Consider the following 26,454-nt stretch of genomic DNA (forward strand, 5'->3'; position numbering starts at 1 on the left):
GGGGGAATCGCCTTGGAAGTAAAGGATCTCAAAGTATCTCTTTCGCCGGGAGAAGCGGCGGATACGGTAGAGCGTGCCCTGGAACAAAGCGTTTCCATGGTGCGTCTGGACGAATACTGTGTCCGGGCGGCAGATGGCGAGGTGGTCATGCGCCTTTTTGAGAAATATTATATCCGCGCGGGCAATCGTGTGACGCTGACCCTGCTGGCCCATAATGTGGGCGGTGTGACCCATGTGCATCTGGCGGCGGGCGGCGGCGGAAACGGCGCTATTTTCCGTTTTGACTGGGGCGCGGGAGAGAATTTTGCGGAACTGGCGGAAAATGCTTTGCGTCAGTATATGTTGGAGTGATGGTCTATGGAAAAAAGCTGGGAAATACTGGAGGGCGCCTGTTACAGCTGCAAAAAGTGCAGGCTCAGCGAGATGCGTACCAATGTGGTCATTGGCAAGGGCAGCCGGACGGCGGATATTATGTTCATCGGCGAAGGGCCGGGCCAGCAGGAGGATTTGACGGGGATTCCCTTTGTGGGGCCCGCGGGCCAGCTGCTGGATAAAATGCTGGCGGCGGTGCATCTTTCTCTGGAGGAGGTCTATGTGGCCAATATCGTCAAATGCAGGCCGCCGGGCAACCGGGACCCTCATGACGACGAAAAGGAGGCTTGTCTGAATTATCTCAGGTATCAGCTGGCCATGATCCGGCCCAAAATCATTGTCTGCCTGGGCAGGATCGCGGCGACCACCATCATTTCTCCGGATTTTAAAATCACGAAACAGCGGGGAGAATGGATCGAACGGAAGGGGTATTATATTACCGCTACCTACCACCCTTCGGCCCTGCTGCGGGACGAGACAAAAAAACGGCCGGCCTGGGAGGATATGCAGGCCATCCGGAAAAAATACGATGAATTAAAAGAACAGTAAGGAGTGCAGAAGTATGGACGCAAAAGGGATCGCGGCGTTAAAGGAACGCTTTGCCGGCGTGGAGGTCACCCCCAACGCCAAAACCATGGACGAGCTGGTGGAATACATCGAGACAAAATGGCAGGGCCAGCGGGTGAAGATCCGGGAAAGTGAGTATATCATCCACTATAAAAACGCCATGGAATTTATGAAACGGCTGGGGAAATCCACAGAAGGCGTGCAGGAGGAAATCCGCCGGTATATGCTGCCCAACCGTATCGCCATTGTGCTGGGCATGAAATCGGAGTACTTTACGGCAGAGGACGGCATGAAGTATTATCAGGCGCTGACACTGCTGAAAGGATTGACACAGGAGGATATCGCCACCAAAAACGATAGATGGCTCCAGTATATGCTGATGCTGGAAATGCAGGCGGAATGGGACGCCAGAGAGGCGGCCATGAAAGCGGCGGAGGAAGCCGAAGCGGAAGAAGTGTAAGAGAAGGAACAGGAGGAACCTATGGGGAAATTTTATTCGGGCTTTGTATCTCTGGTAGGCAGACCCAATGTGGGCAAGTCTACTCTCATGAACTGTTTGATCGGCGAGAAGATCGCCATTACATCCAGTAAGCCCCAAACCACCCGAAACAAGATTACAAGCATACTGACAAAAGAGGATCTCCAGTGCGTATTTCTGGATACGCCGGGCATCCATAAACCCAGACATAAGCTGGGGGAATATATGGTCCGTTCCGCGGAAAATACTTTCAAGGAAGTGGATCTGGTGCTGTTTCTGGTAGAACCCACGGAGACTGTGGGGGAACTGGACAGATTTGTGATGGAAAAATTGGAAAACGTGAAAACACCGGTAGTACTGGTCATCAATAAGATCGACACTGTAGCCGATAAGGAAACACTGCTGGGCATCATCGACACATACAGAAAACTCTATCCTTTTCAGGAGGTTGTGCCCATTTCCGCCGCCACAGGCAGCAATACGGAGGAGCTTTTGCGGGTGATCCGCCGCTTCCTGCCGGAAGGGCCGCAGTATTTCCCGGCGGATATGGTGACAGACCAGCCGGAAAGACAAATCGCTTCGGAGATCATCCGGGAAAAGGCACTGTATCTTTTGCAGGATGAGATCCCCCACGGTATCGCCGTGGAGATCATGTCTATGAAAAAACGGCCAGATCAGGATATGGTGGATGTGCAGGCGCTCATTTACTGCGAGCGGGATTCTCATAAAGGCATTATCATCGGCAAAAACGGCGCTATGCTCAAAAAAATCGGTTCCTTTGCCCGCCGGGATATGGAACGTTTGTTAGGCTCCAGAATTTACCTCCAGATCTGGGTAAAGGTGAAAAAGGACTGGAGAGACAGCGATTTTCTGCTGAAAAATTTCGGCTACGACAAAAAGAACCTGTAAGCGGGGAAGGATTTTCCTACATGGTTTTTTTCTTTGTGCCATACCCTAAGGACAGAAAGGGGATGGCAAGAATGGAGAAAAAACAGGATCAGCTTTGGCAGAATTTCCGCCGGACAGGACAGGTAGGAGATTATCTGCGCTACTGCGGCGCGAAAAAAGAGGAGCATAATCCCAGAGAGCGGATCATGGACAGCTCCCGATACAAACGGTTTTACTGAAAGGACAGGCTATGAGCGTAAGAAAGATCAGAGGCATCGTCATACGGGAGCAGGTCAGCGGCGAAAGCGGAAAACAGCTGGTGGTGCTGGCAAAAGGCGCGGGAAAACTGCGCCTTTCGGCTCGTGGGGCCAAAAACGCCAAAAGCAAGCTGTTGGCGGGGACACAGCTGTTTGCCTACTGTGATTTTACCCTCTTTGAGGGAAAAGGATTCCTCTCTGTGACCCAGGCGGATCTTCTGGAAAGCTTTTACGGCCTGCGGACCGATGTGGAGGTCCTTTCCGAAGCGGTATATCTGGCGGAGCTGGTGGAGAAAACCTGTCCCGAGGGCATGGAGCAGGACGATATTCTGCTGCTGCTGCTGTATACCCTCCAATGGATGGCGAAGGGCTACATACCGCCCAGACTGGCGGGACGGATTTTTGAAATTAAATATTTGCTGATGTCGGGACTGTTTGCCGGGGCGGAGTGCGCCGTCTGCCAGCGGGAGGAGGAGCCGATGTATTTCAGCAGCCGGGAGGGCGCGTTTCTCTGCGGCAGGCATAAAGACGAGAACAGCGTAATGCTGCTGCCGGCGGTACAGGAGGCTATTTTCCATGTACTGTCCAAAGAGGGGCAGAAGATTTTCGCTTTCCGACTTTCGGAAGAAGCGCTGAACCAGCTGGATGGCATCATGGAGCAGTATCTGCGTGTCCATGTGGGTGTATCGTTAAAAAGCAGGCATTTTCTGGATTAGGAAAGGAAAAGTGTTCTTCTGAGAGAGAAAAATGTTTTTGGGAAAATACAAAAATCCCCTTGACAACAACGGGGGAACGTGTTAACATAAGTCACAACTTAATCGCTGCGATGAAAAAGAGGAGTACCCGCAGGAATCTTTCAGAGAGCCGCCGGTTTGGTGTGAGGGGGCAGAGGAAAGCGGAGAATGGCACTTTGGAGCAGCATCTTTCACAAGAGCGGGTCTGCATAAACCAATGCAGATCAATGAGGGTGGAACCGCGGAAGACTGTATGGCCTTTCGTCCCTTGCTGTTACGGCGAGGGATGAAAAGGCTTTTTTTGTTCCTCGAGAAAGTTTAGATGCACTTTTTTGAAGGAGGTTTTTGCAATGACAGAAAAGACAATGGAAAAAGTAGTAGCGCTGGCCAAAAACAGAGGTTTCGTATACCCCGGCTCCGAAATTTACGGCGGTCTGGCAAACACATGGGATTACGGCCCCATCGGTGTGGAACTGAAAAACAACGTAAAGAAGGCATGGTGGAAGAAATTCATCCAGGAAAGCCCTTATAACGTAGGTGTGGACTGCGCTATTTTGATGAACCCCCAGACATGGGTGGCTTCCGGTCACGTTGGCGGTTTCAGCGATCCTTTGATGGACTGTAAGGAATGTAAGGAAAGATTCCGTGCCGACAAACTTATTGAGGACTTTATCAAAGAGCACAATATGCCCGAGGTGGTTGTAGATGGTTGGAGCAACGAGCAGATGAAGGCTTTCGTGGACGAGAATCAGGTAGCCTGCCCTTCCTGCGGCGCTCATAACTTTACGGATATCCGTCAGTTCAACCTGATGTTCAAGACCTTCCAGGGTGTTACAGAGGACGCGAAAAACGTGGTTTACCTGCGTCCCGAAACAGCGCAGGGTATTTTCGTAAACTTCAAGAACGTACAGCGTACCAGCAGAAAGAAACTGCCCTTCGGTATCGGTCAGATCGGGAAATCCTTCCGTAACGAGATCACACCCGGTAACTTCACTTTCCGTACCAGAGAATTTGAGCAGATGGAACTGGAATTTTTCTGCGAACCCGGCACAGATCTGGAATGGCTGGATTACTGGAGAAAATACTGCAGAGAATGGCTCTTGAAACTGAATATGACAGAAGAAAATATCAGACTGCGTGACCATTCCAAAGAAGAACTGTCTCATTACAGCGCAGGCACAACAGATATTGAATATCTCTTCCCCTTCGGCTGGGGCGAACTGTGGGGCATTGCGGACAGAACCAATTATGATTTGAGATGCCATCAGGAAACAAGCGGTCAGGATATGACATACTACGATCAGGAAAAGAACGAGAAATATATCCCTTACTGCATCGAGCCCTCTCTGGGTGCTGACAGAATGACACTGGCCTTCCTTATCGACGCTTACGACGAGGAAGAAGTGGGCGAGGGCGATGTAAGAACCGTACTGCATTTCCATCCCGCGCTGGCGCCTGTGAAAGCGGCTATCCTGCCTCTGTCCAAGAAGCTGGGCGACAAGGCGGCGGAAGTTTATACTATGCTGGCTAAGGAATTCAACTGCGAATACGACGAGACCGGTTCCATCGGCAAGCGTTACAGAAGACAGGATGAAATCGGTACTCCCTTCTGCATCACATACGACTTCGATTCCGAAAACGACGGCTGCGTGACCGTTCGTGACAGAGATTCCATGGAGCAGGTAAGAATGCCGATAACAGAGCTGGTAAGCTATCTGGAAGAAAAAATGGAATTCTGATTTTTGAACAAAGAAAACACCGGAAAATTCAGAACATCATTTCAATGAAAAATCGCTGGCGACCTTTTGGGAAAGGATGCCAGCGATTTTTTATGAAGATGTATGAGATATTTCCGGTGTTTTTTATACGGGGATGGAAACGGATTTTTTCAAAGTCCGCTTGATCTCTTCCGGACTTTGTCCCAGAACCGCCGCCAATTCCCCCAGAATTAAATATTCCGCCTCCTTGATGAACCGCTGGTCCGTCTGGGAAACACGCCGGCCGGTATTGGCTTCCGCCGCCGTTTTTAGATACAGCGTTTTGAGCAGGGAGAGCTCTTTTCGGCAGTCTCCGCTTTCCAGGATATGCTGGTACTGTGCGGCAGTCTGTTTGGGGTCCCGATGGACGGCTGTGACAGATGGAAGCGTGTCAAAATCCTCCAGACAGGCGTGGGCCTCCGGAAGAGAGAGCAGGGGACGCATGGGCGCCTTGCTGCGGACGGAAACATAAATGGTCTCGGCGATGGGGGCGAAAACAGGTGCCATCACATAATACTGACCGTTGGACGGAGGCAGTACGGTGATGTCGGTAACACGGCATACACCGGTAGCGCCATAGACGATCAAGTCACCGGGCTGAAACATAAAAATCCCTCCTTTTCGCAGTACCTGTTTAATCCAGATAATGACCGCAGCTGTGGAGCTGATACTGTTTTTTGACTTCTAACAGAACGGAGCCGTCAGGCTGAACGCTTTCCGAAATGATGTTATAAGGAATACGCTTGCTTTCCATCTGGTGTTTATAATGGGCGATCTCATCCTGTACCATTTTTGCCGCGGCTGCTTTGGGCATGTCCTCTTTTGCGAGAAAATGCAGTGTCTGGATGAGACAGGCGGCTTTGATTCTTCTCATAAGAAATTCCTCCTTGTTGTAAATATACATTGGTAATCAAACTTTCTGCATATATTTTACCATTTTCTTTTCTGAAAAATCAAAGCGAAAAAATGAAAGAATCTGATTTTTGTGGAAAACGCGCAGAGCGGATAGGAGGATTTTTATGCAAAAATGAAAAAGAAACTTTCACTAAAAAAAGATTCCAATATAACAGAAACGCCGGCATCCCCTGCGCGAAGGGATGCCGGCGCTCTTTTTTTCAGGAAACGCTGTCCAAAGGGAACCTGAGAATACTGTTTAAAGGGTTTACAGGCTCATTTCCAGTTTCTTTCTCATGTCCTCGATCTGTTCATCGGTCAGATCCATCGGCTTGTAGCTGATGTTGATGCCATCGTTTTCATAACGGGGGATCAGATGCAGATGGAAATGGAATACGGTCTGACCAGCAACAGTGCCGTTGTTCTGCATGACATTCATATGGTCAAAGCCCAGTCTTTCTTTCATTTCTCTTGCGATTTTTGCAGCCAATGCAAAGAGTCTGCCGGCTTTGTCGGGGTCGATTTCAAAGATATTTGCCACATGGTCCTTTACCAGAATCAGGGCATGGCCTTCGTTGGCGGGAAAACGGTCCAGAATTACTTTGAATTCCTCGTCTTCATATATGGTGGCGGAAGAAAATTCGCCGGAAACGATTTTACAGAAAATACAGTCGCTCATTTGACTCATCCTTTCATTTGTTATTTGCTAACAGTATAGCACGAAAGGAAGAATTTTGCATAATGTTTTCCTTAAAAATATTTGCTGTATAAGTAGGTGAGGCCGCTGACATGGTTCTGTTTGTCTGTCAGGATCTCAAAAAACAGATCCCGCAGTTCCCCGGCTGGGACGGCCAGCAGGAAATTTCGGTAGAAACTGACCTGATCCATTTCTGAAAGGAGCATTTCCTCCAGAGCGGTTTCCGCGTCCACCTCCTCCAGTGTGGCGGGTGTATTTTCCGGCGATGTGGTTCCGGGGCGCTTTTTGGTGATGGTGTAATAGATTTCCTGAAGCCGTTTCTGGTTCTTTTGCTCGTCCAGAGCCATGGACTCCAGAATATTTTTGGAGGGGGCAAATCTGTCATAGGATGCCAGACGGCGGAATCGGGCCGCCGTTTCTCCGCTTTCCTCCATGGCAAGATGGAGCAGGGCCAGCAGTCTTTGGTCCGCCGCCAGCTCGGAGAGGGTCACCTCCGTGCTTTCTCTGGTCCGCAGGGTGTTCCGAGGGGCCGGCTGTGTATTTTGATGATAGGGATACATGGCGTTTTCTCCTTTCCATAAGCGTCTCAAAGAGAATTTGGGACGGGTCTTTTCTTTTTTTCTTTTATCTTATGCGCCGAAGTTTGTATTCTTTCCCAAAAGGGCATAAAATAGTATGGAAGAAAGGGCGTTTTTCTGTTATGATAAGGAACGCAGATAAGAATTTTTGTATCATATTAAAATGAGGTGGAGATAAAATGAAAAGGATCGTTTTGACCGGCGGCGGCACAGCGGGACATGTGACGCCGAATCTGGCGCTGCTGCCCGCCCTGAAAGCGGACGGCTGGGAGATCGTATACATTGGTTCCGAGACAGGCATCGAGAAAAAGCTCATTGAGGCGGAGGGGATTCCTTATTACAGCATTCCTACCGGCAAACTGAGAAGATACCTGTCCAGGCAGAACATCAGCGATATGTTCAAGGTGGTCAAAGGCGTGAAGGAAGCGGGAAAGCTGCTGAAGGAGCTGAAGCCGGACCTGGTATTTTCCAAGGGTGGCTTTGTGGCGGTGCCGGTAGTGCTGGGAGCGAAAAAGAACAAGATCCCTGTTATTGTTCATGAGTCCGATATTACCCCGGGGCTGGCAAACAAGATCGCGGCGCCCTTTGCCAGAACCGTCTGCACTACCTTCCCGGAAACGGTGAAGTATGTGGGCAAGGGAAAAGGCGTACACACTGGTACCCCTATCCGGGCGGAGCTGTTTCGGGGAAGCCGGGAAAAAGGGCTGGAGCTGTGCCAATTTACGGCGGATAAGCCGGTACTGATGCTCATGGGCGGTTCTCTGGGCGCAGTGAAGCTCAATGACTGCCTCAGAGAAATCCTGCCTCATCTGTTGGAGGAGTTTCAGGTGGTGCATCTTTGCGGCAAGGGCCATCTGGATCAGGAGAAGGCGGATTGGCCGGGATACCGTCAGTTTGAGTACGTTTCTGATGGCCTGGCAGACCTGTTCGCCATGGCGGATGTGCTGATTTCCAGAGCCGGAAGCAATTCCATTTCCGAATTTCTGGCACTGAAAAAACCCCATCTGCTGATCCCGCTGTCCGCTAAGGCCAGCCGGGGGGATCAGATTCTCAACGCCAGATCCTTCGAGAAGCAGGGCTTTTCCATGGTGCTGCCCGAGGAGGATATGACGCCGGAGACCATGGAGCAATCCGTGCGGCAGCTGTACGCGGACCGGGAAAAATATATCCGGGCCATGGAACAGGCGGGGCAGACCAGCGGTGTAGAGGCGGTTATGGCCCAAATCCGGAAATTTTAATAAAAGCTTAAGAAAAAGAAATTGACACCCTTTCGGGAAAGGCATACAATATTTTTCGTATGATTAAAAACGGTCAGGAGGAAAGACTTATGAAGAAATACATGGGGCTGATACTTGCCGGTATTCTGGCAGTGACCGCAGCAGGCTGCGGCAAGACTGAAACCGCGGAAACCACACAGGAAAACGATACTACGGTGCAGACAGAGGAGATCCTGCAGGCGGAGCTTCCGGCGGAAGGCGATGAAATCGCCGTCATTACTACAACGCAAGGCGTCATCAAAATGATGTTCTATCCCGAGGAAGCGCCCAAGGCAGTGGAAAACTTTAAAACACTGGCCAAGGAAGGCTATTATGACGGTGTGATCTTCCATCGTGTCATTGAGGACTTTATGGTGCAGACAGGGGACCCGGAAGGTACCGGTCTGGGCGGCGAAAGCTGCTGGGGCGAGCCCTTTGAGGATGAAATCTCCCCCAAGCTGCATTTCTATAACGGCGCGGTAGCCATGGCCAATAAAGGCGCCAATACCAATGGCAGTCAGTTCTTTATTGTCCAGTCCGATACGGTAAATCAGGAATATCTGGACGCGTTGGTACAGGCCAGAGACGAAAATGAGGATCTGGGCATTTCCGTAGGAGATCAGTTCTATACCATGAACCAGTGGTTCCCCGACAGTGTGCTGGATTATTATAAAGAGCACGGCGGCGCGATCCATCTGGAATACGCCTTTGGCAACCCTTATACCATCTTTGGTCAGGTAATCGAAGGCATGGACGTAGTCAATGCCATTGCGGCGGCGGAAACCGACGAGAACGATAAGCCCGTGGAGGATATTGTGATCGAGAGCATCACATTTGAGCCCTACGCGGCGGAATAAGAAAGGATTGTAGAAAATGAGAAAATTTTTGTTGTGTTTGATGACAGCAGTCTGTCTTTTGGGCTTTTCCGCCTGCGGCGGCAGTGAACAGGAAACAGAGGAAGTGGAAATTTCTTATTCCATGACGTTTGTCAACGATACCGGCCACGACATCACTTCCCTGCAGCTGCGTCCCACAGAGGATTATGACTGGACCGACAATATGCTGACAGAAGAAGTATGGCAGAACGGTTATGAGGTGCCCGTCAGCCTCAGCGGCATGGCACCGGTAACAGAAAACGGCTGGCAGGTTAAAGTCGTTTTTGATGAGGATGTGGAGCATATCTGGGAAAATGTAGAGCTGGGTGATGGCGCGGCCATTGAGTTTACGCTGGAAGAATCTGACGAAACAGCAGCGGATGACCAGACAACCGACGATACGGAAGAACCTGTACTGGAAGAGACAGGAACTGAAGAATAAGACAGAAAAAGACGCGGGCTTTCACGGGCGGTGAGGGCGCACGTCTTTTTTTGCGCCCAAAAGGGACATCGTAAGAAAGATTTAAGGGAAATCCCTGTGGAATTCTAAGAATCCTGTGCTATGCTGACAGTGGAGTGTATGAAAAGCCTTTGGAATGGAATTTCAGTTTTGGCGGAAGCCGGGGCAGTGTGTTTTCTTTGCCCCACGGCCGCGGCGCCGCTGAATATGGGATTACAGGAGGTTGTTTCTATGAAAAGAGAACGGAAAGAGAAGATTCTGGTGCTGGTCAGCGGCGGAGCCGAGTCTCTGCGATGGATGGACGAAGGCTGTGACGCCGCCAGAGAAGCAGGCGGAGAGCTGTATATCCTTCATGTGGAACAGGGAAGCTCCATGGATCTGGAACAGATGGCCGCGCTGCAGGAAGTGGCGGAGTACGGCGGCAGGCTGGGGGGCATTGTCTGCTTTGGCTGCGGCGAGGATGTGGCGGCCTATGTAGGAGGTTTCGCCAGACAAAAGGGGATTACAGAGATCTTTGCTCAGCCGCCGGAAAAAGAGAGAAAAAGCCGTCTGGCAGCATGGCTGGAGGGTCTGCGGGAACTGCTGCCGCCGGAGACCAGACTGTTTGCGGGTCCGGAATGGGCCATGGGATCATAATACGGAAGAGCCGTCCGGCACTGTACGGGCAGGCTCTTCTTTCTGTGTGTCCGGCAGGCCGTTTTCCCCCGGAAATCAGACGGAATTGCTATTTTTTGTTGCAAATAGGACAAAATTATATTATCATTTCAGAGAGTGCAGTTTTTTGCACATGAGAAAACGAAGGCATAAAGGAGAGAAACAACATGAGTTTATATGAAAGCTGGATGGAAAAGGCTTTTTCCAAGGATGGCAGAAGCGTAGAAGCAGTCTGGGACGAATATCTGCCCAAGGAACAGAAGATCTATGAATATATTATCGGTCAGAAACTGACAAAGGTGGAAGGCAAGGTATCCGAACTGGCGGAGCGCTTCCAGATGACAGCGGAAGAGATCGTGGCTTTTGTGGACGGCATCAATGACGCTCTGCCCACACCCTATGAAATGAAGGAACTGACAGAGGATTCCCAGATCGTTCTGGATATTGATTTTGAACGCCTGTTCAAGAAAATGGTGGAATACCATGCGGAACATCTGTATCAGCTGCCTCAGTGGGACGGCATTTTTGACGCGGAAACAAGAAAACGTCTGACACTGGAACAGAAACGCTCCCGCACCATCGTCAAGGGCCAGAAGATCGGACGCAACGACCCTTGTCCCTGCGGCAGCGGCAAAAAATATAAAAAATGCTGCGGAGCGAACCTGTAAGGATATGAATACCATCATTCGAACAGTGGATGCGGATTATCCGGACCCTTCCGTGATCGCGGAGGCGGCGGAGATCCTGCAAAAGGGCGGTCTGGTGGCCTTTCCCACGGAAACGGTCTATGGTCTGGGCGGCAGCGGCCTCAACGGCGATGCCTGCAAACGGATCTATGAAGCCAAGGGCCGGCCTTCTGATAATCCGCTGATTCTGCATATTTCCCAGCTCAGTGAACTGCGTCCCATTGTGCGGGAGATCCCGGACGCTTCCAGAAAACTGGCGGAGGCCTTTTGGCCCGGCCCTCTGACGATGATTTTTCCCAAGTCGGAAAACATCCCTCCGGAGGCCACCGGCGGATTGGATACGGTAGCGGTGCGCTTCCCTTCCCATCCGGTAGCCATGGCATTGATCCGCGCGGCGGGACTGCCCATCGCGGCGCCCAGCGCCAACGCCTCCGGCAAGCCCAGTCCTACCAGAGCCTCCCATGTGGCTTTTGATCTGGAGGGACGGATTGATATGATTTTGGACGGCGGCCCGGCGGAGTGGGGACTGGAATCCACCATTGTGGATGTATCCGTCACACCGCCTATGATCCTGCGGCCCGGCGCCATCACCAAAGAGATGATGGAAAGAGTCGTGGGCGAGGTACAGGTGGACCCGGCTATTCTGGAGAAACCCTCCGCGGATCTTCGGCCCAAGGCCCCCGGTATGAAGTATACCCATTATTCGCCCAAGGCGGAGGTATATCTGGTGCGGGGAGACCTGACGGCAGTACAGGAAAAGATCAATGCGCTGGCGGCGGAAGAAATGGCGGCAGGCAAAAAAGTGGGCGTTTTGGCCACAGAGGAAAGCAGAAAAGGCTACCATGCTACAACGGTGCTTTCGGCGGGCAGCCGGAACCGTCTGGAGGAAATCGGCGCCAACCTGTTTAAAATGCTGCGGAAATTTGATTTTTTGGAGACTGATATTGTTTACGCGGAGGTCTATCCTCTGGAAGGGGAAGGCATGGCCATTATGAACCGGCTGCAAAAATCTGCGGGATACCGCTATATTGAAGCGGAAGACGGAAAGGAGCGGGAAGAAAAATGATAGCTTTAGGATGTGACCACGGCGGTTATCCGCTGATGAAAGAGGTAATTGCTTATCTGGACGCGCAGAAGATCCCTTATGAAAACTTTGGGACTTATTCCGAGGAGTCTGTGGACTATCCCGTATATGCCAAGAAAGTGGCCCATGCTGTGGCAGAGGGCAAATGCGACAAGGGTATTTTGATCTGCGGCACCGGCATTGGCATTTCCATTGCCGCCAATAAGGTAAAAGGCATCCGTGCGGCTCTTTGCGGCGATGTTTTTTCCGCGAAGGCCACCAGAGAGCATAATGACGCCAATATTCTGGCCATGGGGGCCAGAGTGACCGGTCCCGGTCTGGCGCTGGAGATCGTAAAAGCGTTTTTGGAAACACCCTTCTCCAACGACGAGCGTCATATCAGAAGAATCCGTCAGATTGAGGATTAAAAAGGAGAAAAAGATAATGAGCAGATTATTTGTATCGGATCATCCGCTGATCCAGAACAAAATGGCCATGCTGCGGGACGAGAACACCGGCGCCAAGGATTTTCGGGAGATCGTAGGAGAGGTGGCCATGCTGCTTTCCTATGAGGCCACCAGAGATCTGCCGCTGAAGGATGTGCAGGTGCAGACGCCTGTGGCGAAGGCCGACTGCCGTATTGTAGACGCGAAACTGGCCATTGTGCCTATCCTCAGAGCGGGGATCGGTATGACAGAAGGGCTTTTGCGCCTGATGCCCACGGCGAAGATTGGACATATTGGATTATACCGTGACCCGAATACATTACAGCCGGTGGAATACTACTGCAAGCTGCCGGTGGATGTGGCGGAGAGAACCGTATTTTTGACGGACCCTATGCTGGCCACAGGCGGCACAGCGGAGGCGGCCATTGGCTTTTTGAAGGAAAAAGGTGTAAAGAAAATCGTTTTTCTTTGTATTCTGGCGGCGCCGGAGGGCGTGGAAAAGATCCAGAAGGCCCATCCCGATGTGGATATTTACGCCGCGGCCTACGATGAAAAGCTCAATGACCACGGATACATCGTCCCCGGCCTGGGAGATGCCGGAGACCGGATCTTTGGTACGAAATAAGTTGTTTTCTTCCGTGGGAGACTCCATGGAAGTGAGGAGTGAATTTTTTTGATAGAGCATAACTGGTTATTATATATTGCCGCCTTTGCCAGCGCCTTTGCCATTACATTGGTGACGACGCCCTTTGCCAAATGGCTTTCGGTAAAGGTGGGGGCCATCGACTACCCCAAGGACAGAGGCGTTCATAAAAAGCCCATGCCCCGTATGGGCGGTGTAGCCATTATTCTGGGCTTTCTGGTGACAGTGCTGATGGTGTATTTCTTTGACCGCAGCATGAGTCCCAGACAGTTTGCCGGATTTATCGTTGGGGCCTTGATGATCGCTGGGCTGGGTGTGGTGGACGATATGAAAAACCTGCCCGCCAAGCTGAAATTCTGCGTGCAGATTCTGGCGGCGCTGATCGTTATTTTTTCCGGCACGAAAATACAGATCGTATTGTGGCCGGTGACAGCGGCCCTGCAAAAATTCAGCGTACCCATTACCCTGATCTGGATCGTGGGGGTAACCAATGCCGTAAACCTTATCGACGGGCTAGACGGTCTGGCGGCGGGGGTGACAGGCATCGCGGCGCTGAGTCTGATGGTACTGTGCATCATGACCGGCAGCACTACCGCCGTGGTACTGACGGCGGCACTGGCGGGAGCCTGCCTTGGTTTCCTGCCCCGTAACTTCAACCCGGCGGAGATTTTTATGGGAGATACCGGTTCTACCTTTTTGGGCTTTGTCCTGGCGGTGACCAGTATTCTGGGGGTATTCAAGGGCTATGCCCTGCTGGCGCTGATCGTCAGCGTTCTGTGCATTGGCCTGCCTATTTTTGATACCATTTTCGCCATGCTGCGGCGGATGGCAAAGCATCAGCCCATTATGCAGGCGGACCGGGGGCATCTGCACCATAAGCTCATCGACCATGGCTTCGGCCAGAAGAAGGCCGTTTTAACCATGTATGCCATCAGCCTGTGTCTGGGGCTTCTGGCTATCTTTATTGCCGTGAAGGATTCCGGCACCTTTGTGGTGGCGCTGCTGACGGTAATTGTGCTGAGCTTTATCATTTATTATTTCAATGCCCATATTAAAAACAAAAACCAGTAATACAGGCGCGGCCCTCTGGAAAAGAGCGGCCGCGTTTTTGATTTTCCGGCAAAACGGTGGATGCTGGCAGGCGGGGAAGGTTCGCGCCGCCTTGTGCCATCGGGGATTTTGTAGTATAATGAAGTACCGAAAAAACGAAAAGGAGGGAGATATATGGCGGAGGAAATCCGAGTATCTGTGGAATTTATCGAAAAAGAACTGCCTTTGGCGCCGCCGCTGTATGTGTCCGTCTTTTTCATGACTCAGGCCATGGGCAGACAGGCAACGGCGGCGGAAGTGGCCCAAAAGCTGGATATTCTGGAAAGCGATGTATTAAAGGCGTGGAAATACTGGAAAGGGCGGGGCTGCGGCCTTTGGAAAGAGGAGAAAAAAGCAAGGGCTCTGCCTTCGGCAAGACCCTCCTATTCCGCGGCGGAGGTGGCCGTTTCTTTGAAGAATGAAGGCGTGAAGGAGTTGTTTTCCTACGCGGAGCAGAAGCTGGGCAAGTGCCTTTCCCATCATGATATGGTGCTGCTGCTGGGCCTGCACGACTGGCTGGGCCTGCCGGTGGACGTCATTGAGCTGCTTCTCAATTACTGTGTCTCCTTAGATAAAAGAGGGATGCATTATATCGAAAAAGTAGGCATCAGCTGGGCGGAGGAAGGCATCGACACCGTGGAAAAGGCGGCGGAGTTCATTGAAATGCGCCGTCGGGGCTACCGGGAGATTATGCGAGAATTCGGTCAGGGCAACCGTCTGCCTTCCCAGGCGGAGGAGGCCTATATGAAGAAATGGATTCGGGAGTACAAGCTGCCGATGGAGATCATCAAAACGGCCTGTCAGCGGACGGTGCTGCGTACCGGCGGCGTCAGCTTCCCCTATGCCGACAGCATCCTGCGGCACTGGCAGAAGGCGGGCGTTAGGACCATAGAGGATGTGGCGGCTTTGGACGCGGCCCATACGGCCAAAAAGGAAAAGGCCCCGGAAACGAAAAAAGCAGCGGCTCAGCCCAAAAAGAACCGCTTTATCAATTATACCCAGCGGGAATGGGACGAGAGCGAATGGGAAGAAATGGAACGCAGAGAACGGGATCAATGGTAACAGGAGGGAACGGCTTTGGCAACGAGAGCACAGCTTTATAAAGAAATCCTGCGGGAGTATGACAGTCTGCGCAGCCAGAAGGCGGCCCAGCTGCGCCAGCGGACAGAGGAAGTGGAGCGGAGGTTTCCCAGACTGGCCCAGATCCGGGAGGAAATGGCACTGGCCGGCGTAGAGGCGGCAAAGATGGTTCTGCAAAAACCGGAGCGTGTGGCGGAAGATGTTCTGGCTCTGCGGCAGAAACAATCCGCTCTGAAGGAAGAAAAGGAAGCCATACTGGCATTGGCGGGAATGAGTCCAGCACAGCTGGAAATGGAATATGAGTGTGCCACCTGTCGGGATACGGGCTTTGTGGACGGTCAGCCCTGTGTCTGCTTCAAACGGCGGCTGATGGATAAAATGTACGACCAATCCAATATCCGCCAGATTCTGGAGCGGGAGAATTTTGACTATTATGACCTGAGCCTGTACAGCCAGCAGAAGGTAGAACGGGAAGGTATTTCCCCCCGGGACAACGCCGGAAAGATTTTGCGGCGGGGTCTGGCTTTTGTGGAGAACTTCGACCGGGGCGGCGAAAACCTGCTGCTCTACGGCCCCACAGGATTAGGAAAGACCTTTTTATGCAGCTGTATCGCCAAGGAGCTGCTGGATCGGGGAAAGATTGTGCTGTATCTGACGGCAGGGCAGCTGTTCCGTCGGCTGGAGGAAATCCGTTTTTCCCACGAGGAAGACAGCGAGCGGGAGGACTGGGATAGGGAACTGCTGGAGGCGGACCTGCTCATCATTGACGACCTGGGAACAGAGTTTCCGACCCTTTTTACGGCGACGGAGCTGTTCCGGATCATGAATGACCGAAAGCTGGCGGGGAAATCCATCATCATTTCCACCAATCTGACGCCGGAGCAGATGAAGGAGCAGTATTCCGACCGGATCATTTCCCGGATACAGGAGTACAGCATCCTGCGCTTTTTCGGCGAGGATGTGCGTCTTGTAAAACGCAGAAGGAGATGATCCTATGGAAGAACTGCGGCGGATTCCCGGCGTAGGCAAGCGGATGGCCTCTTATCTGGAGGCGCTGGGCATCGAGACATTGGCGGATCTTCGGGGAAAGGACCCAGAGGCCATTTACGCGGCGGACTGCCTTCGCAAAGGAGAGCAGGTTGACCGCTGTGCCCTGTATGTGTGGCGGCTGGCGGTGTATTACGCCGAGCAGGAGGTGCATGACCCCGAAAAGCTGAAATGGTGGTACTGGAAGGACCACGAATACCCGGAAACAGAAGAAGAGCGAAACAAAAACGGAGAGCCTGAGAGATGACACAAACCAGGGGCATCCTTCAAAGAAAGCAGATATTGCCGGAATCCTTGCGGAAATAGGGTTCCGGCAATTTTATTATGATGGACACCGATTTTTTCTGTTTGTTTTCCGCTGTTTCTGTCGCAAAAAAAAATCCGGGGGGAGTCCCGTTTCGACAAAAAAAGCAGGCATATTTCCCTACAATAGGGGATATGGAGGGAAGACGCATGGAAAAGACGGAAATTACGCTGGAAACGAGAGAAGAAGAACAGAAAGCGGTTTATGAACCGGAAAAGAAGCTGGCGGCAGAACTGCCATGGAAGAAATGGGGGGCCTGCGCCTTTTTCTGGGGGACAGGCTTTCTGTGGGCCAGAGGAGAGCTGGTGCAGATTCTGCACCCCATGGGTATGGCCTATCTGTCCGCTTATTTCGGAAAGGGCCCCATGTTCTGGCTTATGTTTTCCGCCGCGGCGGCGGGCATGGCCGGCAACGGCGCTACTGTAAAGAATATGGGCGTTCTGCTGGCAGCGGTGCTGATCCATTTGACGCTGGGCCGTTTTGTCAAGGAACGGGAGGTATGGAAAAAAGCACTGCTGGGGGCCTTTGCCATGGCACTGGGCGGCGCCTTTTACGCTGTGGGCACCGGCGGTCTGCGGTTTTATTTTGTAGTGGCGGCGGTGGAAAGTCTCTTAGTGCTGGGCCTTTCCGCTGTACTGCAAAAGGGGCTGACAGCCTGGGGGCAGATGGCAAAGGGCCCGCTGAGCCGGGAGGAATCTCTGGCGGTCTTTCTGATTTTGGGCGGCGCTCTGGCGGGTACGGCCCATTTGGGAGCTCCAAAGGCAGAGGAGGTTCTGTTTCCTCTGTTGACGACATTTTTCCTGCTGGCGGCGGCCTGGAAGGAAGGCCCGGGAGCGGGAGCGGCTTCCGGTGTCCTGCTGGGGTTCTTTTTGCTGTTGAGCGGCAGTGGGGATCTGGCTCTGTTTGCGGTGCTGGCGCTGGGCGGTATGCTGGCGGGGAGTGTCCGGGAATTGGGGCGTATCCCGGCGGCTGCGGCTTTTCTGCTGACGGCGGTGCTGCTGCGGTTTTATGTGGAGCAGGAATTTTTCCGGCCTGTGTGGCTGATCTGGATGACGGCGGGGGCGGTTTCTTTTGTGGTGATGCCCAGACGGGTACTGGAAAAGGGCGGCGGCTTCCGGCAGGAGGAGACCAGCCGGGACCGGTATCAGCAGATGCTGGCCATGACAGAAGAAAAGCTTCATGGCTTTGCCGGAGCGTTCCGGGATTTATCCCGCCTTTTTTCTCAAAAGGAGCGGGAGGAGAAAAAGGATATTTCCTCGCTGGTGGATACCATTGCCCAGCGGGCCTGCAAGGGCTGCGGCATGGCGGAATACTGCTGGCAGGAAGAGGTCTACCGTACCTACGGCATGACCTTTTCCGCCTTATCCCGCTGTGACAGCCGGGGGCAGGTGCGGATGGAGGATATGCCCAGATGGTTTCTGGACCTTTGCCCCAGAAAAGAGCTGTTTCTGGGGATACTGACGGATACATACAGCCGCTACCGCCATGATCTTCTCTGGACAGAGCGGCTCCAGGAGTGCCGGGAACTGGTGGCTCAGCAGCTGGAGGCCGTAGGCGGTATTTTGGAACGGCTTTCCGGACAGGCGGCGCCGGAGGCGGTGTTTCTGGCGGCGGAAACGGAGGAGTTGTCTCTGGCCTGCAAAAAAGCGGGCATTTCCCTGAAGGAGGTCAGAGTGACGCGGGAGAAAAAAACAGGCGTCTGCCGGGTGGAATTTCTGGTAAAGGGCTGTGAGAAGCAGGGCCTTTGCCGGGAAGGTCTGCTGCCGTTAGCGCAAAGGGTTCTGGACCGGAAGATGCTCCAGGAAGGAGAGCACCTTTGCCGGAGGGAAAAGGAGGGTTTTTGTCGGGTGGTGTTGGCGGAGGAACCGGCCTTTCGTCTGACGGCGGCCACGGCTTTTTCCTCGGCGAAGAAGGAACAGCCCTGCGGGGATGCTTCTTCCTGTGTGATGATGGAAAACGGTACGGCCAGAATGGCGCTTTCCGACGGCATGGGTACAGGCGAAAAAGCGGCGGCGGAAAGCCGGACGGCGGTGGAACTGCTGGAGCGGTTCGCCGAGGCGGGATTTTCCGGAGAAATGGCCGTGCAGATGATCAACTCCGTGCTGCTGCTGCGCAACGGAGAAGAAGCCTATGCCACACTGGATATTTTGAGCGTGGATCTGTACAGCGGAAAATCGGAATTTATCAAGCTGGGGGCGGCGGCCTCCTATATTTGCCGGGGCGGGCGGGTCATTTCCGTCTATACCCGATCTCTGCCTGCCGGTATCCTGCGGCAGGTGTCTGTGGAGAAAAATGATATGCTTTTGAAGGATGGGGACATGGTGCTGATGATGACGGACGGTATCATCGATGCCATGGGCGGAGAACAGAAAACGGCCCAGTGGCTCCAGGAGGTCTTTCTGCCCAAGGGCTTTGCCAATCCCCAGGACGCGGCGGAGTTTATTCTGCGGGCGGCGGAAGAAGTCTGTACCGGAGAGAAGGACGATATGACGGTACAGGCCGGCCGATTCTGGAAAAGAGCGGGCTAAGGGCTAAGGTTGACGGCACAGCCGTTTTCGTGTAAAGTTTTCCTAAGAAAAACAGGAAGGCGGTGGAGGCTGTGCTGGAAAAGGTGCGCTGGACCATGAAACAATATCATATGTGCGGGCGGGGAGAGCGGATCGCCGTAGGTGTATCCGGCGGGGCCGATTCCATGGCGCTGCTCCATCTCCTTTGGCGGCTCTCCGTCCAGGAAGAGTGGCAGGTGCAGGCGGTCCATGTACACCACGGCCTGCGGGGAGCGGAGGCCGACGCCGATGCCGCCTATGTGGAAGAAACCTGTCGATGCTGGGGGATTCCCTGTACGGTTATTCGGCTGGATGTGGCGGCGGAAGCGGCGAAACGGAAGCTGGGCGTAGAGGAAACAGGGCGTATCCTCCGCTATGAGGCCCTGCGGCAGGCGGCGGCAGGCGGAAAAATCGCTGTGGCCCATCATGCCAACGATCAGGCGGAAACGCTGCTGATGCGTCTTTGTCGTGGGACGGGTATGCAGGGGCTGGCGGCGATGCGTCCCGTCCGGGAAGACGTGATCCGGCCCCTGCTTTTCTGCGGCAGGGAGGAAATCGAGGTATACTGCCGTCAGAAGGGCATTCTCTGGCGGGAGGACAGCACCAACCGGGAGACCGCTTATACCCGAAACCGCCTGCGGCATCAGGTTCTGCCCCTTTTGGAACAGGTCCATGGGGGGAGTATCCGCCATTTATCGGAAGCGGCGGAGCTTCTGGCGGCGGAGGAGGATTTTCTGGAAAAAGAGGCGCAAAAGGCCCTGGCGGCACTGGAGGAAAGAGGCGGCCTTTGGGCGGCCGCGCTGTTGGAACTGCATCCTGCCCTGCGGCGGCGTGTGCTGCGGCTGGCGGTAGCCCAAAAAGGAAGTCTGCGGGATGTGACAAGAAGCCATATCCTCCAGCTGGAGGAATTGTTGGAAAAGGAAAGCGGCAAAAGTATTTGTCTGCCCCATGGTCTTTGGGCGGGGATGGAGTACGGCAGATTGGTGCTGAAACGACAGGAGATGGCGGCGGTGGGTTTTTGCCATTCGCTGGAGATTGGAGGGCAGACGGCGGTGCCGGAGCTGGGCTGGCTGGTGGAGACGGAAGTATCTTTGGAGAAACCGGGGGAATTTTGCCGGGATGACTATACGAATGTATTCGATTATGATAAAATAAAAAGAGAGCTGTGCTGCCGAAGCCGGCGGCCGGGAGACCGGATGGCTTTGCGGGCGGGCAGCAAAAAGCTGAAGGATCTTTTTATCGACGAGAAGATCCCCAGAGAAGAACGGGACCGGAAGGCCCTGATCGCCTGCGGCGGTGAAGTGCTGTGGATTGTGGGCGGCAGAATTTCCCCGGCCGTTCTTCCGGAAAAGGATACAAAAAGATATATCACGGTACGAATACGGAGGGTATAGAGACATGAAAGAACGGATCGAAGTTATGATTTCTGCGGAAGAGATCTCCCAGAGACTGGAAGAGATCGCAAGACAGGTGGAAAAGGACTTCTGCGGTGAGCAGGTAGAGCTGGTCTGCGTATTGAAGGGCGGCGTGGTGACGCTGGTGGATCTGGCCAAAAAGCTGCATCTGCCGGTTACATTGAACTTTATGGATGTTTCCAGCTATGGGGACGCCACGGAAAGCAGCGGCCGCATCAAGATCCTGCGGGATCTGGACGAGGATATTACAGGCAAGAACGTACTGCTGGTGGAGGATATCATTGACAGCGGCAGAACACTGAGCCATCTGCGGGCGCTGATGCTCCACAGAAACCCCAAAAAATTCAAGATCTGCACGCTGCTGGATAAGCCCGACCGCCGTGTGACAGAGGTGCCGGTGGATTATGTTGGTTTTACCATCCCTGATGCCTTTGTGGTAGGCTATGGTCTGGACTATGCCCAGAAATACAGAAATCTGGATTATGTAGGCGTGGTGCATTTTGAGGAAGACTGATGCGGGAAGGCGCCACAAGGGCGCAGTGAACTTTAGGAAAAAATGACGATGGTCGGAAGCCTTGTGAAAAAAGGTTTCCGGCCATTTTGTTTTTACGGGGCTATCCAGAGGGCGATTTTGAAGAAAAAATATTCTCTCATGGGATTTTAATAAAGAGACGGCGGAGGGGGGAAGGCGAATCCCTTGATTTTTTCAGGAAAAAGAGAATTTTTCCAAATGGGAATTTCCCAAAAGGTAAGTTGCGTTTCGGGGAAAAGTATGATAAAATTGTAAATTGATATGCCGCACCTATCGGCATGACAACAAAAAAAAGATAATGTGAATTAGGGGGGAAGCTCTTGAACAAATATTGGCGGTCAGCCGGTTTATACGTGCTGATATTTATTGTGATCTTCGCCATCGTTTCTTTCAGCGGACAGGGTATCGTCCCGCAGGAAAAAGAAGTGGTGGTCTATACGTACAGCGACCTTTTGACGTCCTTGCGCAAGGATGATGTAAAAAGCATCTCCATCACCAAGGCCACAGAGGTATCTGACTACGGTATGGCGGAAGCGGTACTGGATGACGGTACGAAGATCTCCGTGAACCTGCCCAGCGTAACGGCGTTTATGCAGGAGATCAATGATCTGCCCATGGAGGGCAGTGATCTGGAGATCATTTCCGCGGAGGCTCAGAAGCAGAGCCTGCTTTCGGCGATGCTGCCGACACTGATCCTCATGGGCATTATGGTGGTTATCATGGTAGTGCTCTTTGGCAGGATGCAGGGGGGCGGCGGAAAGATGGCCTCCTTCGGCAAGAGCCGGGCAAAAATGAATCTGGATGAAAACAACAAAGTCACCTTTGACAACGTGGCCGGCTGTGATGAGGAAAAGGCCGAGCTGGAGGAACTGGTGCACTTCCTGAAAAATCCTAAGAAATTTACGGATTTGGGAGCGAGAATCCCCAAAGGCGTTCTGCTGGTGGGCCCTCCCGGTACCGGTAAAACACTGCTGGCAAAGGCCGTCGCCGGTGAGGCCAACGTGCCGTTTTTCAGCATTTCCGGTTCCGACTTCGTAGAGATGTTCGTCGGCGTGGGCGCGTCCCGTGTCCGTGACCTCTTCGACCAGGCAAAGAAAAACGCCCCCAGTATCGTCTTTATCGACGAGATTGACGCGGTGGGCCGGCGCAGAGGCGCAGGTCTTGGCGGCGGACATGACGAAAGAGAACAGACATTGAACCAGCTGCTGGTAGAGATGGACGGTTTCGGTATCAATGAAAGCGTTATTATCATCGCTGCCACCAACCGGGCGGATATTCTGGACCCCGCTCTGCTCAGACCGGGCCGTTTCGACCGTCAGGTCTATGTAGGCAGACCGGACGTAAAGGGCAGAGAAGCCATCCTGCGGGTACACTCCAAAGGCAAGCCCATGGCGCCGGAGGTAGACCTGAAGGTAGTAGCCCAGACCACAGCGGGCTTTACCGGGGCGGATCTGGCCAACCTGCTGAACGAGGCGGCGCTGCTGTCCGCCAGAGACGGCAAGAAAGCCATCGACATGGAGGAGATCCAGAAGGCTCTCATCAAGATCGGTGTTGGTACAGAAAAGAAAACGAGAGTCATTTCCGAAAAGGAAAAATATATTACGGCATACCACGAAAGCGGTCATGCCATCCTCTTTGAGGTACTCAGTGAGCTGGACCCTGTCCACAGCATTTCCATTATCCCTACGGGCATGGCCGGCGGCTATACCATGCCTTTGCCCGGTGAGGACAAGATGTATATGACGAAGCTGTTTATGGAACAGGAAATCGTCAGCCTGCTGGGCGGCCGCGCGGCGGAGGCTCTTGTCATCAAGGACATTACCACAGGCGCCTCCAACGATATCGAACGTGCCACCGCCATGGCAAGAAGCATGGTAACACAGTACGGTATGAGCGATATTCTGGGCCCTATCCAGTTTGGGGATGACAGCAACGAGGTATTTATCGGCAGAGACTGGGGTCACACCAGAAATTACAGTGAGGCCGTAGCTACTACCATCGACGAGGAAGTAAAACGGATCGTGACCAAAGGCTACAACGAAGCGTTGCAGATTCTGCGGGACAACATGGAGGTCCTGCACGCTTCCGCCAAGCTGCTGGTAGAAAAAGAGAAAGTAACAGGCGAGGAATTCAGACAGCTGTTTGACCCGTCTGTAAGAGCAAATATCCTGGGGCTGACCGTGGAAGAGGAAGAAGCGCCTTCCGCACAGACACAGGAAGAGGATCATCAGACAGAAATGTAAGAAAGGGGTCTTTCAAGTGGATTTCAACAACATCGTACCCGGCATGAGCTATGAAAGAGAATACGTTGTAGAGGAAAGCGATACAGCGGCACACTTTGGTAATGATAAGGTGCCTGTATTTGCCTCTCCTAAGTTGCTGTCCTGGATCGAAGGCACAGCCATCGGCACAGTAGCGCCTTTCCTGCCGGAAGGCTGGGAAACCGTAGGCACAACCTTTGATTTCAAGCATCTGGCCGCAACACCTGTGGGTATGAAAGTGCGTGTGGTAACAGAACTGACAGAGGTAAACGGCAAGCTGCTGACCTTCAGCGTAAAGGCTTACGACGAAGTGGATAAGATCTGCGAAGGTACCCATGGCCGTGCCATTATCGAACTGAAAAAATTCCTGAGCCGCGTAAACGCGAAAGCGAAATAAGTCCCCGGACTTGTTTCCACGGCGATAGAAACCCAAGGCAAAGTGATAAGACCGCGGAGAACAGGACGGTCTTATCACTTTTTTGCGTTTGGAGCGGGAAAGGAGAAGGAAGATGTATCGAATTTTAGAGATCCTGCGGCAGAAGGAGGGCTTTGTTTCCGGCGAGGAACTGGGGCGGCAGCTTTCTGTTTCCCGGGCCGCTGTATGGAAAGGCATCAAAAAGCTGCGGGAGGAAGGCTATGTCATCGAAGCGGTGACCAACCGGGGGTATCGTCTGATCCGGGAGGAGAGTCTTTATAACGCCAGAGAGCTGGAGGCGGGCATGACTACAAAGCGAATGGGCCGCAAAGTGTATTTTTTCGCCGAAACGGATACCACCAACAACCGGGCCAGAGAACTGGCACTGGAGGGGGCGCCGGAGGGCACGCTGGTGGTGGCGGAGCGGCAGACGGCAGGCCGGGGCCGCCGGGGCAAGGTCTGGGAGTCCCCTGTGGGCGTCGGTATCTGGATGAGCCTGATTCTGCGGCCGGAGATTCTGCCGGCGGAGGCCTCGGTGCTGACCCTTATGTGCGGTCTGGCTGCGGCGGAAGCCATTGAGGAAATGACGGGACTGAAAGCGGGCATTAAATGGCCCAATGACGTATTGATCCATGGGAAAAAGACGGTGGGCATCCTGACGGAAATGGACTGCGAAATGAGTCAGGTGCATTTTGTCATCCCCGGCATTGGCATCAATGTCAATACGGAGGAATTTCCGCCGGAACTGGCGCAGGTGGCTACTTCCCTTTATCTGGAAAGCGGAAAGACCGTTTCCCGCTGTGCGCTGGTCCAGAAGATCATGGAGCGGATAGAAGTTCATTATGACCGTTTTCTGGAGAGCGGAAGTTTTTCTTCCATGCTGGCGGATTACGCGCAACGCTGTGTCACACTGGGCCGGGAGGTTCATGTGCTGGGCCGGGAATCCTTCTGGGCGGAGGCCCTGTCCGTTACGCCGGAGGGGGAACTGCTGGTCAGAAGAAAAGATAATGGCGCCGAGGAAGTGGTATTTTCCGGCGAGGTATCCATAAGAGGAGTGATGGGATATGAATAAAAAAATACTGGCTGCGGCGGATTACGCTCAGCAGAAATATTATCTGGAGCCGGAGTTCTCCGCCCTGCCGGAGAGTATTCAGGAAGAGGTGCGGGTATTCTGCGTGCTGCTGGCTCAGAAGCTGTGCTGTACCTTTCTGGTGGGCTTTCATGAGGACGGCAGTCTGTATTTCGAGACGGTGAAGCGGGAGGATGATTTCGACTTCGACGACATCGGCGCGGAGCTGGAGATCAAACGTCTCCAGCGGGAGAAAAAGGAACTGCTGCGGGCGCTGGAACTGTGGTACGCCGTGTATTTTACGGAGGACGGAGAGAAAATCCGCCGGGAATTGCTGGAAAAAGAAGGTAATTTCCGGGAAAAAGCATGAGTTTGTATAAAAAATAACAAAAGTTTTCAAAAAAACATTGTAATAATCTCAATTATTGTTATAATGAATAGGGTTAAACGAAAACAGACAAAAGCGGCGGAAAAAGATGTCATCCTGCGGGGAGATATACCTTTTCCCTTTGTTTGGGAGCGTTTGGCCAAAGTCACCCAAATCATCTTATATCTTACACATGAGAGTGAGAATGAAAGGAGAACAGAATATGGAAAACGATGTTGTAGTAGTAGAAAACAATGAGGCTGTGGTACAAACCAAAAAGTCCATGAAGCTGACCACGGCGGAAATGACCACCATCGGTCTGATGATCGCTGTGCTGTTGGTGATGTCCTTTACGCCCCTGGGGTATTTCCACACATTAGGTCTGGATATTTCCCTGATGATGATTCCCGTGGGGATCGGCGCCATGATTATCGGGCCCAAGGCAGGGCTTTTGCTGGGATTCGTCTTCGGCGCCACCAGCTTTTATCAGGCACTGACCGGCGCGTCCGCCTTCAGCGCTATGATGATGAACATTAACCCCTTCTATACCTTCCTGGTCTGCATCCCTACCAGAATGCTTATGGGATGGCTGACCGGCATGATCTTCCTTGGGGTGAAGAAGATCGACCGTACCAATACAGTATGTTATTTCATCGGCGGATTTTTCGCAGCCTTTTTGAATACGGTATTTTTTATGGGAATGCTGTTGCTGTGCTTCTGGAACACAGACTTTATTCAGGAAATCAACGCTACACTGGGCAACCTGAATCCTCTGCTGTTCGTAGCGGCCTTTGTAGGCGTCAATGGTCTGCTGGAAATGCCTTCCAGCTGTATCGTGGGCGGTTTTATTTCCAAGGCCCTGAGCAAAGCCATCCATAAAAGACGCTGAACACTGCATGGAAAATAAAAGCACGGGGCTGCCCTAGGGCATCTTCATAGGAAAACAGATATTTCCGGAATCCTTGCAAGAAAGAGGATTCCGGAAATTCAATTTTGATCGGAATTGTTTTCTTATAAAGACAGC

Annotated in this window: 31 protein-coding genes; 27 read left to right on the forward strand and 4 right to left on the reverse strand. The window is 52.8% G+C overall.

Annotation, left to right across the window (positions count from 1 at the left end; translation table 11 throughout):
* Positions 1-12 precede the first annotated feature (12 nt).
* The 7 genes from H9X84_RS07730 (at position 13) to H9X84_RS07760 (ending at position 5,035) form a co-directional block, all read left to right on the forward strand.
* The gene (locus H9X84_RS07730) at positions 13-351 is read left to right on the forward strand and encodes a DUF6054 family protein (RefSeq protein ID WP_205133764.1); all 339 of its coding nucleotides are present in this window, start codon (positions 13-15) and stop codon (positions 349-351) included.
* A gap of 6 nt (positions 352-357) precedes the next feature.
* On the forward strand, positions 358-921 hold the full coding sequence (locus H9X84_RS07735) for a uracil-DNA glycosylase (RefSeq protein WP_205133763.1): 564 nt from the start codon (positions 358-360) through the stop codon (positions 919-921).
* 13 nt (positions 922-934) lie between these two features.
* On the forward strand, positions 935-1,399 hold the full coding sequence (locus H9X84_RS07740) for a hypothetical protein (RefSeq protein ID WP_205133762.1): 465 nt from the start codon (positions 935-937) through the stop codon (positions 1,397-1,399).
* Between the two features lie 21 nt (positions 1,400-1,420).
* Positions 1,421-2,326 (forward strand): GTPase Era, encoded by a 906-nt coding sequence (era, locus tag H9X84_RS07745; protein WP_205133761.1) that lies wholly within the window; start codon positions 1,421-1,423, stop codon positions 2,324-2,326.
* Between the two features lie 71 nt (positions 2,327-2,397).
* On the forward strand, positions 2,398-2,544 hold the full coding sequence (locus H9X84_RS07750) for a hypothetical protein (protein ID WP_205133760.1): 147 nt from the start codon (positions 2,398-2,400) through the stop codon (positions 2,542-2,544).
* 11 nt (positions 2,545-2,555) lie between these two features.
* Positions 2,556-3,278, forward strand: coding sequence for a DNA repair protein RecO (gene recO, locus H9X84_RS07755; RefSeq protein WP_205133759.1), 723 nt, complete (start codon positions 2,556-2,558; stop codon positions 3,276-3,278).
* Between the two features lie 368 nt (positions 3,279-3,646).
* Complete coding sequence (locus H9X84_RS07760) at positions 3,647-5,035, forward strand: glycine--tRNA ligase (protein ID WP_205133758.1); 1,389 nt, start codon at positions 3,647-3,649, stop codon at positions 5,033-5,035.
* Between the two features lie 123 nt (positions 5,036-5,158).
* Here H9X84_RS07760 and H9X84_RS07765 read toward each other — a convergent pair whose 3' ends face one another.
* From H9X84_RS07765 to H9X84_RS07780, 4 genes are all read right to left on the reverse strand, one after another.
* Positions 5,159-5,659 carry a CarD family transcriptional regulator gene (locus tag H9X84_RS07765; protein ID WP_205133757.1) on the reverse strand — a complete coding sequence of 167 codons (501 nt, stop codon included), beginning with the start codon at positions 5,657-5,659 and terminating at the stop codon, positions 5,159-5,161.
* 28 nt (positions 5,660-5,687) lie between these two features.
* Positions 5,688-5,927: a hypothetical protein gene (locus H9X84_RS07770; protein WP_205133756.1), complete on the reverse strand. Its 240-nt coding sequence runs from the start codon at positions 5,925-5,927 to the stop codon at positions 5,688-5,690.
* A 288-nt stretch (positions 5,928-6,215) separates the two neighbouring features.
* Positions 6,216-6,626 (reverse strand): HIT family protein, encoded by a 411-nt coding sequence (locus H9X84_RS07775; RefSeq protein ID WP_205133755.1) that lies wholly within the window; start codon positions 6,624-6,626, stop codon positions 6,216-6,218.
* 71 nt (positions 6,627-6,697) lie between these two features.
* Positions 6,698-7,204 carry a ferritin-like domain-containing protein gene (locus H9X84_RS07780; protein WP_205133754.1) on the reverse strand — a complete coding sequence of 169 codons (507 nt, stop codon included), beginning with the start codon at positions 7,202-7,204 and terminating at the stop codon, positions 6,698-6,700.
* 197 nt (positions 7,205-7,401) lie between these two features.
* Between H9X84_RS07780 and H9X84_RS07785 the strand changes: the two genes are divergently transcribed.
* The 20 genes from H9X84_RS07785 to H9X84_RS07880 all read left to right on the forward strand — a co-directional run bounded on the left by H9X84_RS07785 (position 7,402) and on the right by H9X84_RS07880 (position 26,319).
* Positions 7,402-8,460: an undecaprenyldiphospho-muramoylpentapeptide beta-N-acetylglucosaminyltransferase gene (locus tag H9X84_RS07785; protein ID WP_205133753.1), complete on the forward strand. Its 1,059-nt coding sequence runs from the start codon at positions 7,402-7,404 to the stop codon at positions 8,458-8,460.
* 89 nt (positions 8,461-8,549) lie between these two features.
* Entirely contained in the window at positions 8,550-9,335 is a 786-nt protein-coding gene (locus H9X84_RS07790) for a peptidylprolyl isomerase (protein WP_243423644.1), read from the forward strand.
* Between the two features lie 16 nt (positions 9,336-9,351).
* Positions 9,352-9,795, forward strand: a complete 444-nt coding sequence (locus H9X84_RS07795; protein ID WP_205133752.1) for a hypothetical protein — start codon at positions 9,352-9,354, stop codon at positions 9,793-9,795.
* Positions 9,796-10,044: 249 nt separating this feature from the next.
* Positions 10,045-10,449 carry a hypothetical protein gene (locus tag H9X84_RS07800; protein WP_205133751.1) on the forward strand — a complete coding sequence of 135 codons (405 nt, stop codon included), beginning with the start codon at positions 10,045-10,047 and terminating at the stop codon, positions 10,447-10,449.
* A 185-nt stretch (positions 10,450-10,634) separates the two neighbouring features.
* Positions 10,635-11,135 (forward strand): SEC-C metal-binding domain-containing protein, encoded by a 501-nt coding sequence (locus H9X84_RS07805; RefSeq protein ID WP_205133750.1) that lies wholly within the window; start codon positions 10,635-10,637, stop codon positions 11,133-11,135.
* A gap of 4 nt (positions 11,136-11,139) precedes the next feature.
* The gene (locus H9X84_RS07810; protein WP_205133749.1) at positions 11,140-12,219 is read left to right on the forward strand and encodes an L-threonylcarbamoyladenylate synthase; all 1,080 of its coding nucleotides are present in this window, start codon (positions 11,140-11,142) and stop codon (positions 12,217-12,219) included.
* Positions 12,216-12,644 (forward strand): ribose 5-phosphate isomerase B, encoded by a 429-nt coding sequence (gene rpiB, locus H9X84_RS07815; RefSeq protein WP_205133748.1) that lies wholly within the window; start codon positions 12,216-12,218, stop codon positions 12,642-12,644. Before H9X84_RS07810 ends, rpiB begins: the two co-directional genes overlap by 4 nt.
* Before the next feature lie 16 nt (positions 12,645-12,660).
* Positions 12,661-13,287: a uracil phosphoribosyltransferase gene (gene upp / locus H9X84_RS07820; RefSeq protein WP_205133747.1), complete on the forward strand. Its 627-nt coding sequence runs from the start codon at positions 12,661-12,663 to the stop codon at positions 13,285-13,287.
* 48 nt (positions 13,288-13,335) lie between these two features.
* Positions 13,336-14,376 (forward strand): MraY family glycosyltransferase, encoded by a 1,041-nt coding sequence (locus H9X84_RS07825; protein ID WP_207750543.1) that lies wholly within the window; start codon positions 13,336-13,338, stop codon positions 14,374-14,376.
* Between the two features lie 153 nt (positions 14,377-14,529).
* Positions 14,530-15,456, forward strand: a complete 927-nt coding sequence (locus tag H9X84_RS07830; RefSeq protein WP_205133746.1) for a DnaD domain protein — start codon at positions 14,530-14,532, stop codon at positions 15,454-15,456.
* A gap of 15 nt (positions 15,457-15,471) precedes the next feature.
* The gene (locus H9X84_RS07835; protein WP_205133745.1) at positions 15,472-16,464 is read left to right on the forward strand and encodes an ATP-binding protein; all 993 of its coding nucleotides are present in this window, start codon (positions 15,472-15,474) and stop codon (positions 16,462-16,464) included.
* A 4-nt stretch (positions 16,465-16,468) separates the two neighbouring features.
* Positions 16,469-16,768: a helix-hairpin-helix domain-containing protein gene (locus H9X84_RS07840; RefSeq protein ID WP_205133744.1), complete on the forward strand. Its 300-nt coding sequence runs from the start codon at positions 16,469-16,471 to the stop codon at positions 16,766-16,768.
* A gap of 206 nt (positions 16,769-16,974) precedes the next feature.
* A complete protein-coding gene (locus tag H9X84_RS07845; protein WP_205133743.1) occupies positions 16,975-19,353 on the forward strand; it encodes a SpoIIE family protein phosphatase in 2,379 nt (792 codons plus the stop codon).
* A 71-nt stretch (positions 19,354-19,424) separates the two neighbouring features.
* Complete coding sequence (gene tilS / locus H9X84_RS07850) at positions 19,425-20,765, forward strand: tRNA lysidine(34) synthetase TilS (RefSeq protein ID WP_205133742.1); 1,341 nt, start codon at positions 19,425-19,427, stop codon at positions 20,763-20,765.
* Between the two features lie 4 nt (positions 20,766-20,769).
* The gene (hpt, locus tag H9X84_RS07855; RefSeq protein ID WP_205133741.1) at positions 20,770-21,300 is read left to right on the forward strand and encodes a hypoxanthine phosphoribosyltransferase; all 531 of its coding nucleotides are present in this window, start codon (positions 20,770-20,772) and stop codon (positions 21,298-21,300) included.
* Positions 21,301-21,671: 371 nt separating this feature from the next.
* The gene (ftsH, locus tag H9X84_RS07860; protein WP_330612306.1) at positions 21,672-23,561 is read left to right on the forward strand and encodes an ATP-dependent zinc metalloprotease FtsH; all 1,890 of its coding nucleotides are present in this window, start codon (positions 21,672-21,674) and stop codon (positions 23,559-23,561) included.
* A gap of 16 nt (positions 23,562-23,577) precedes the next feature.
* Entirely contained in the window at positions 23,578-23,976 is a 399-nt protein-coding gene (locus H9X84_RS07865; RefSeq protein ID WP_205133739.1) for a thioesterase family protein, read from the forward strand.
* Between the two features lie 112 nt (positions 23,977-24,088).
* Positions 24,089-25,066: a biotin--[acetyl-CoA-carboxylase] ligase gene (locus tag H9X84_RS07870; protein WP_205133738.1), complete on the forward strand. Its 978-nt coding sequence runs from the start codon at positions 24,089-24,091 to the stop codon at positions 25,064-25,066.
* Positions 25,059-25,433 carry a DUF6145 family protein gene (locus tag H9X84_RS07875; protein ID WP_205133737.1) on the forward strand — a complete coding sequence of 125 codons (375 nt, stop codon included), beginning with the start codon at positions 25,059-25,061 and terminating at the stop codon, positions 25,431-25,433. Before H9X84_RS07870 ends, H9X84_RS07875 begins: the two co-directional genes overlap by 8 nt.
* A 220-nt stretch (positions 25,434-25,653) precedes the next feature.
* Positions 25,654-26,319, forward strand: coding sequence for an ECF transporter S component (locus tag H9X84_RS07880; protein ID WP_243423641.1), 666 nt, complete (start codon positions 25,654-25,656; stop codon positions 26,317-26,319).
* Positions 26,320-26,454: the final 135 nt, after the last annotated feature.

The organism is Anaerotignum lactatifermentans (genome assembly GCF_016902535.1).
Lineage (GTDB): Bacteria > Bacillota > Clostridia > Lachnospirales > Anaerotignaceae > Anaerotignum > Anaerotignum lactatifermentans_A.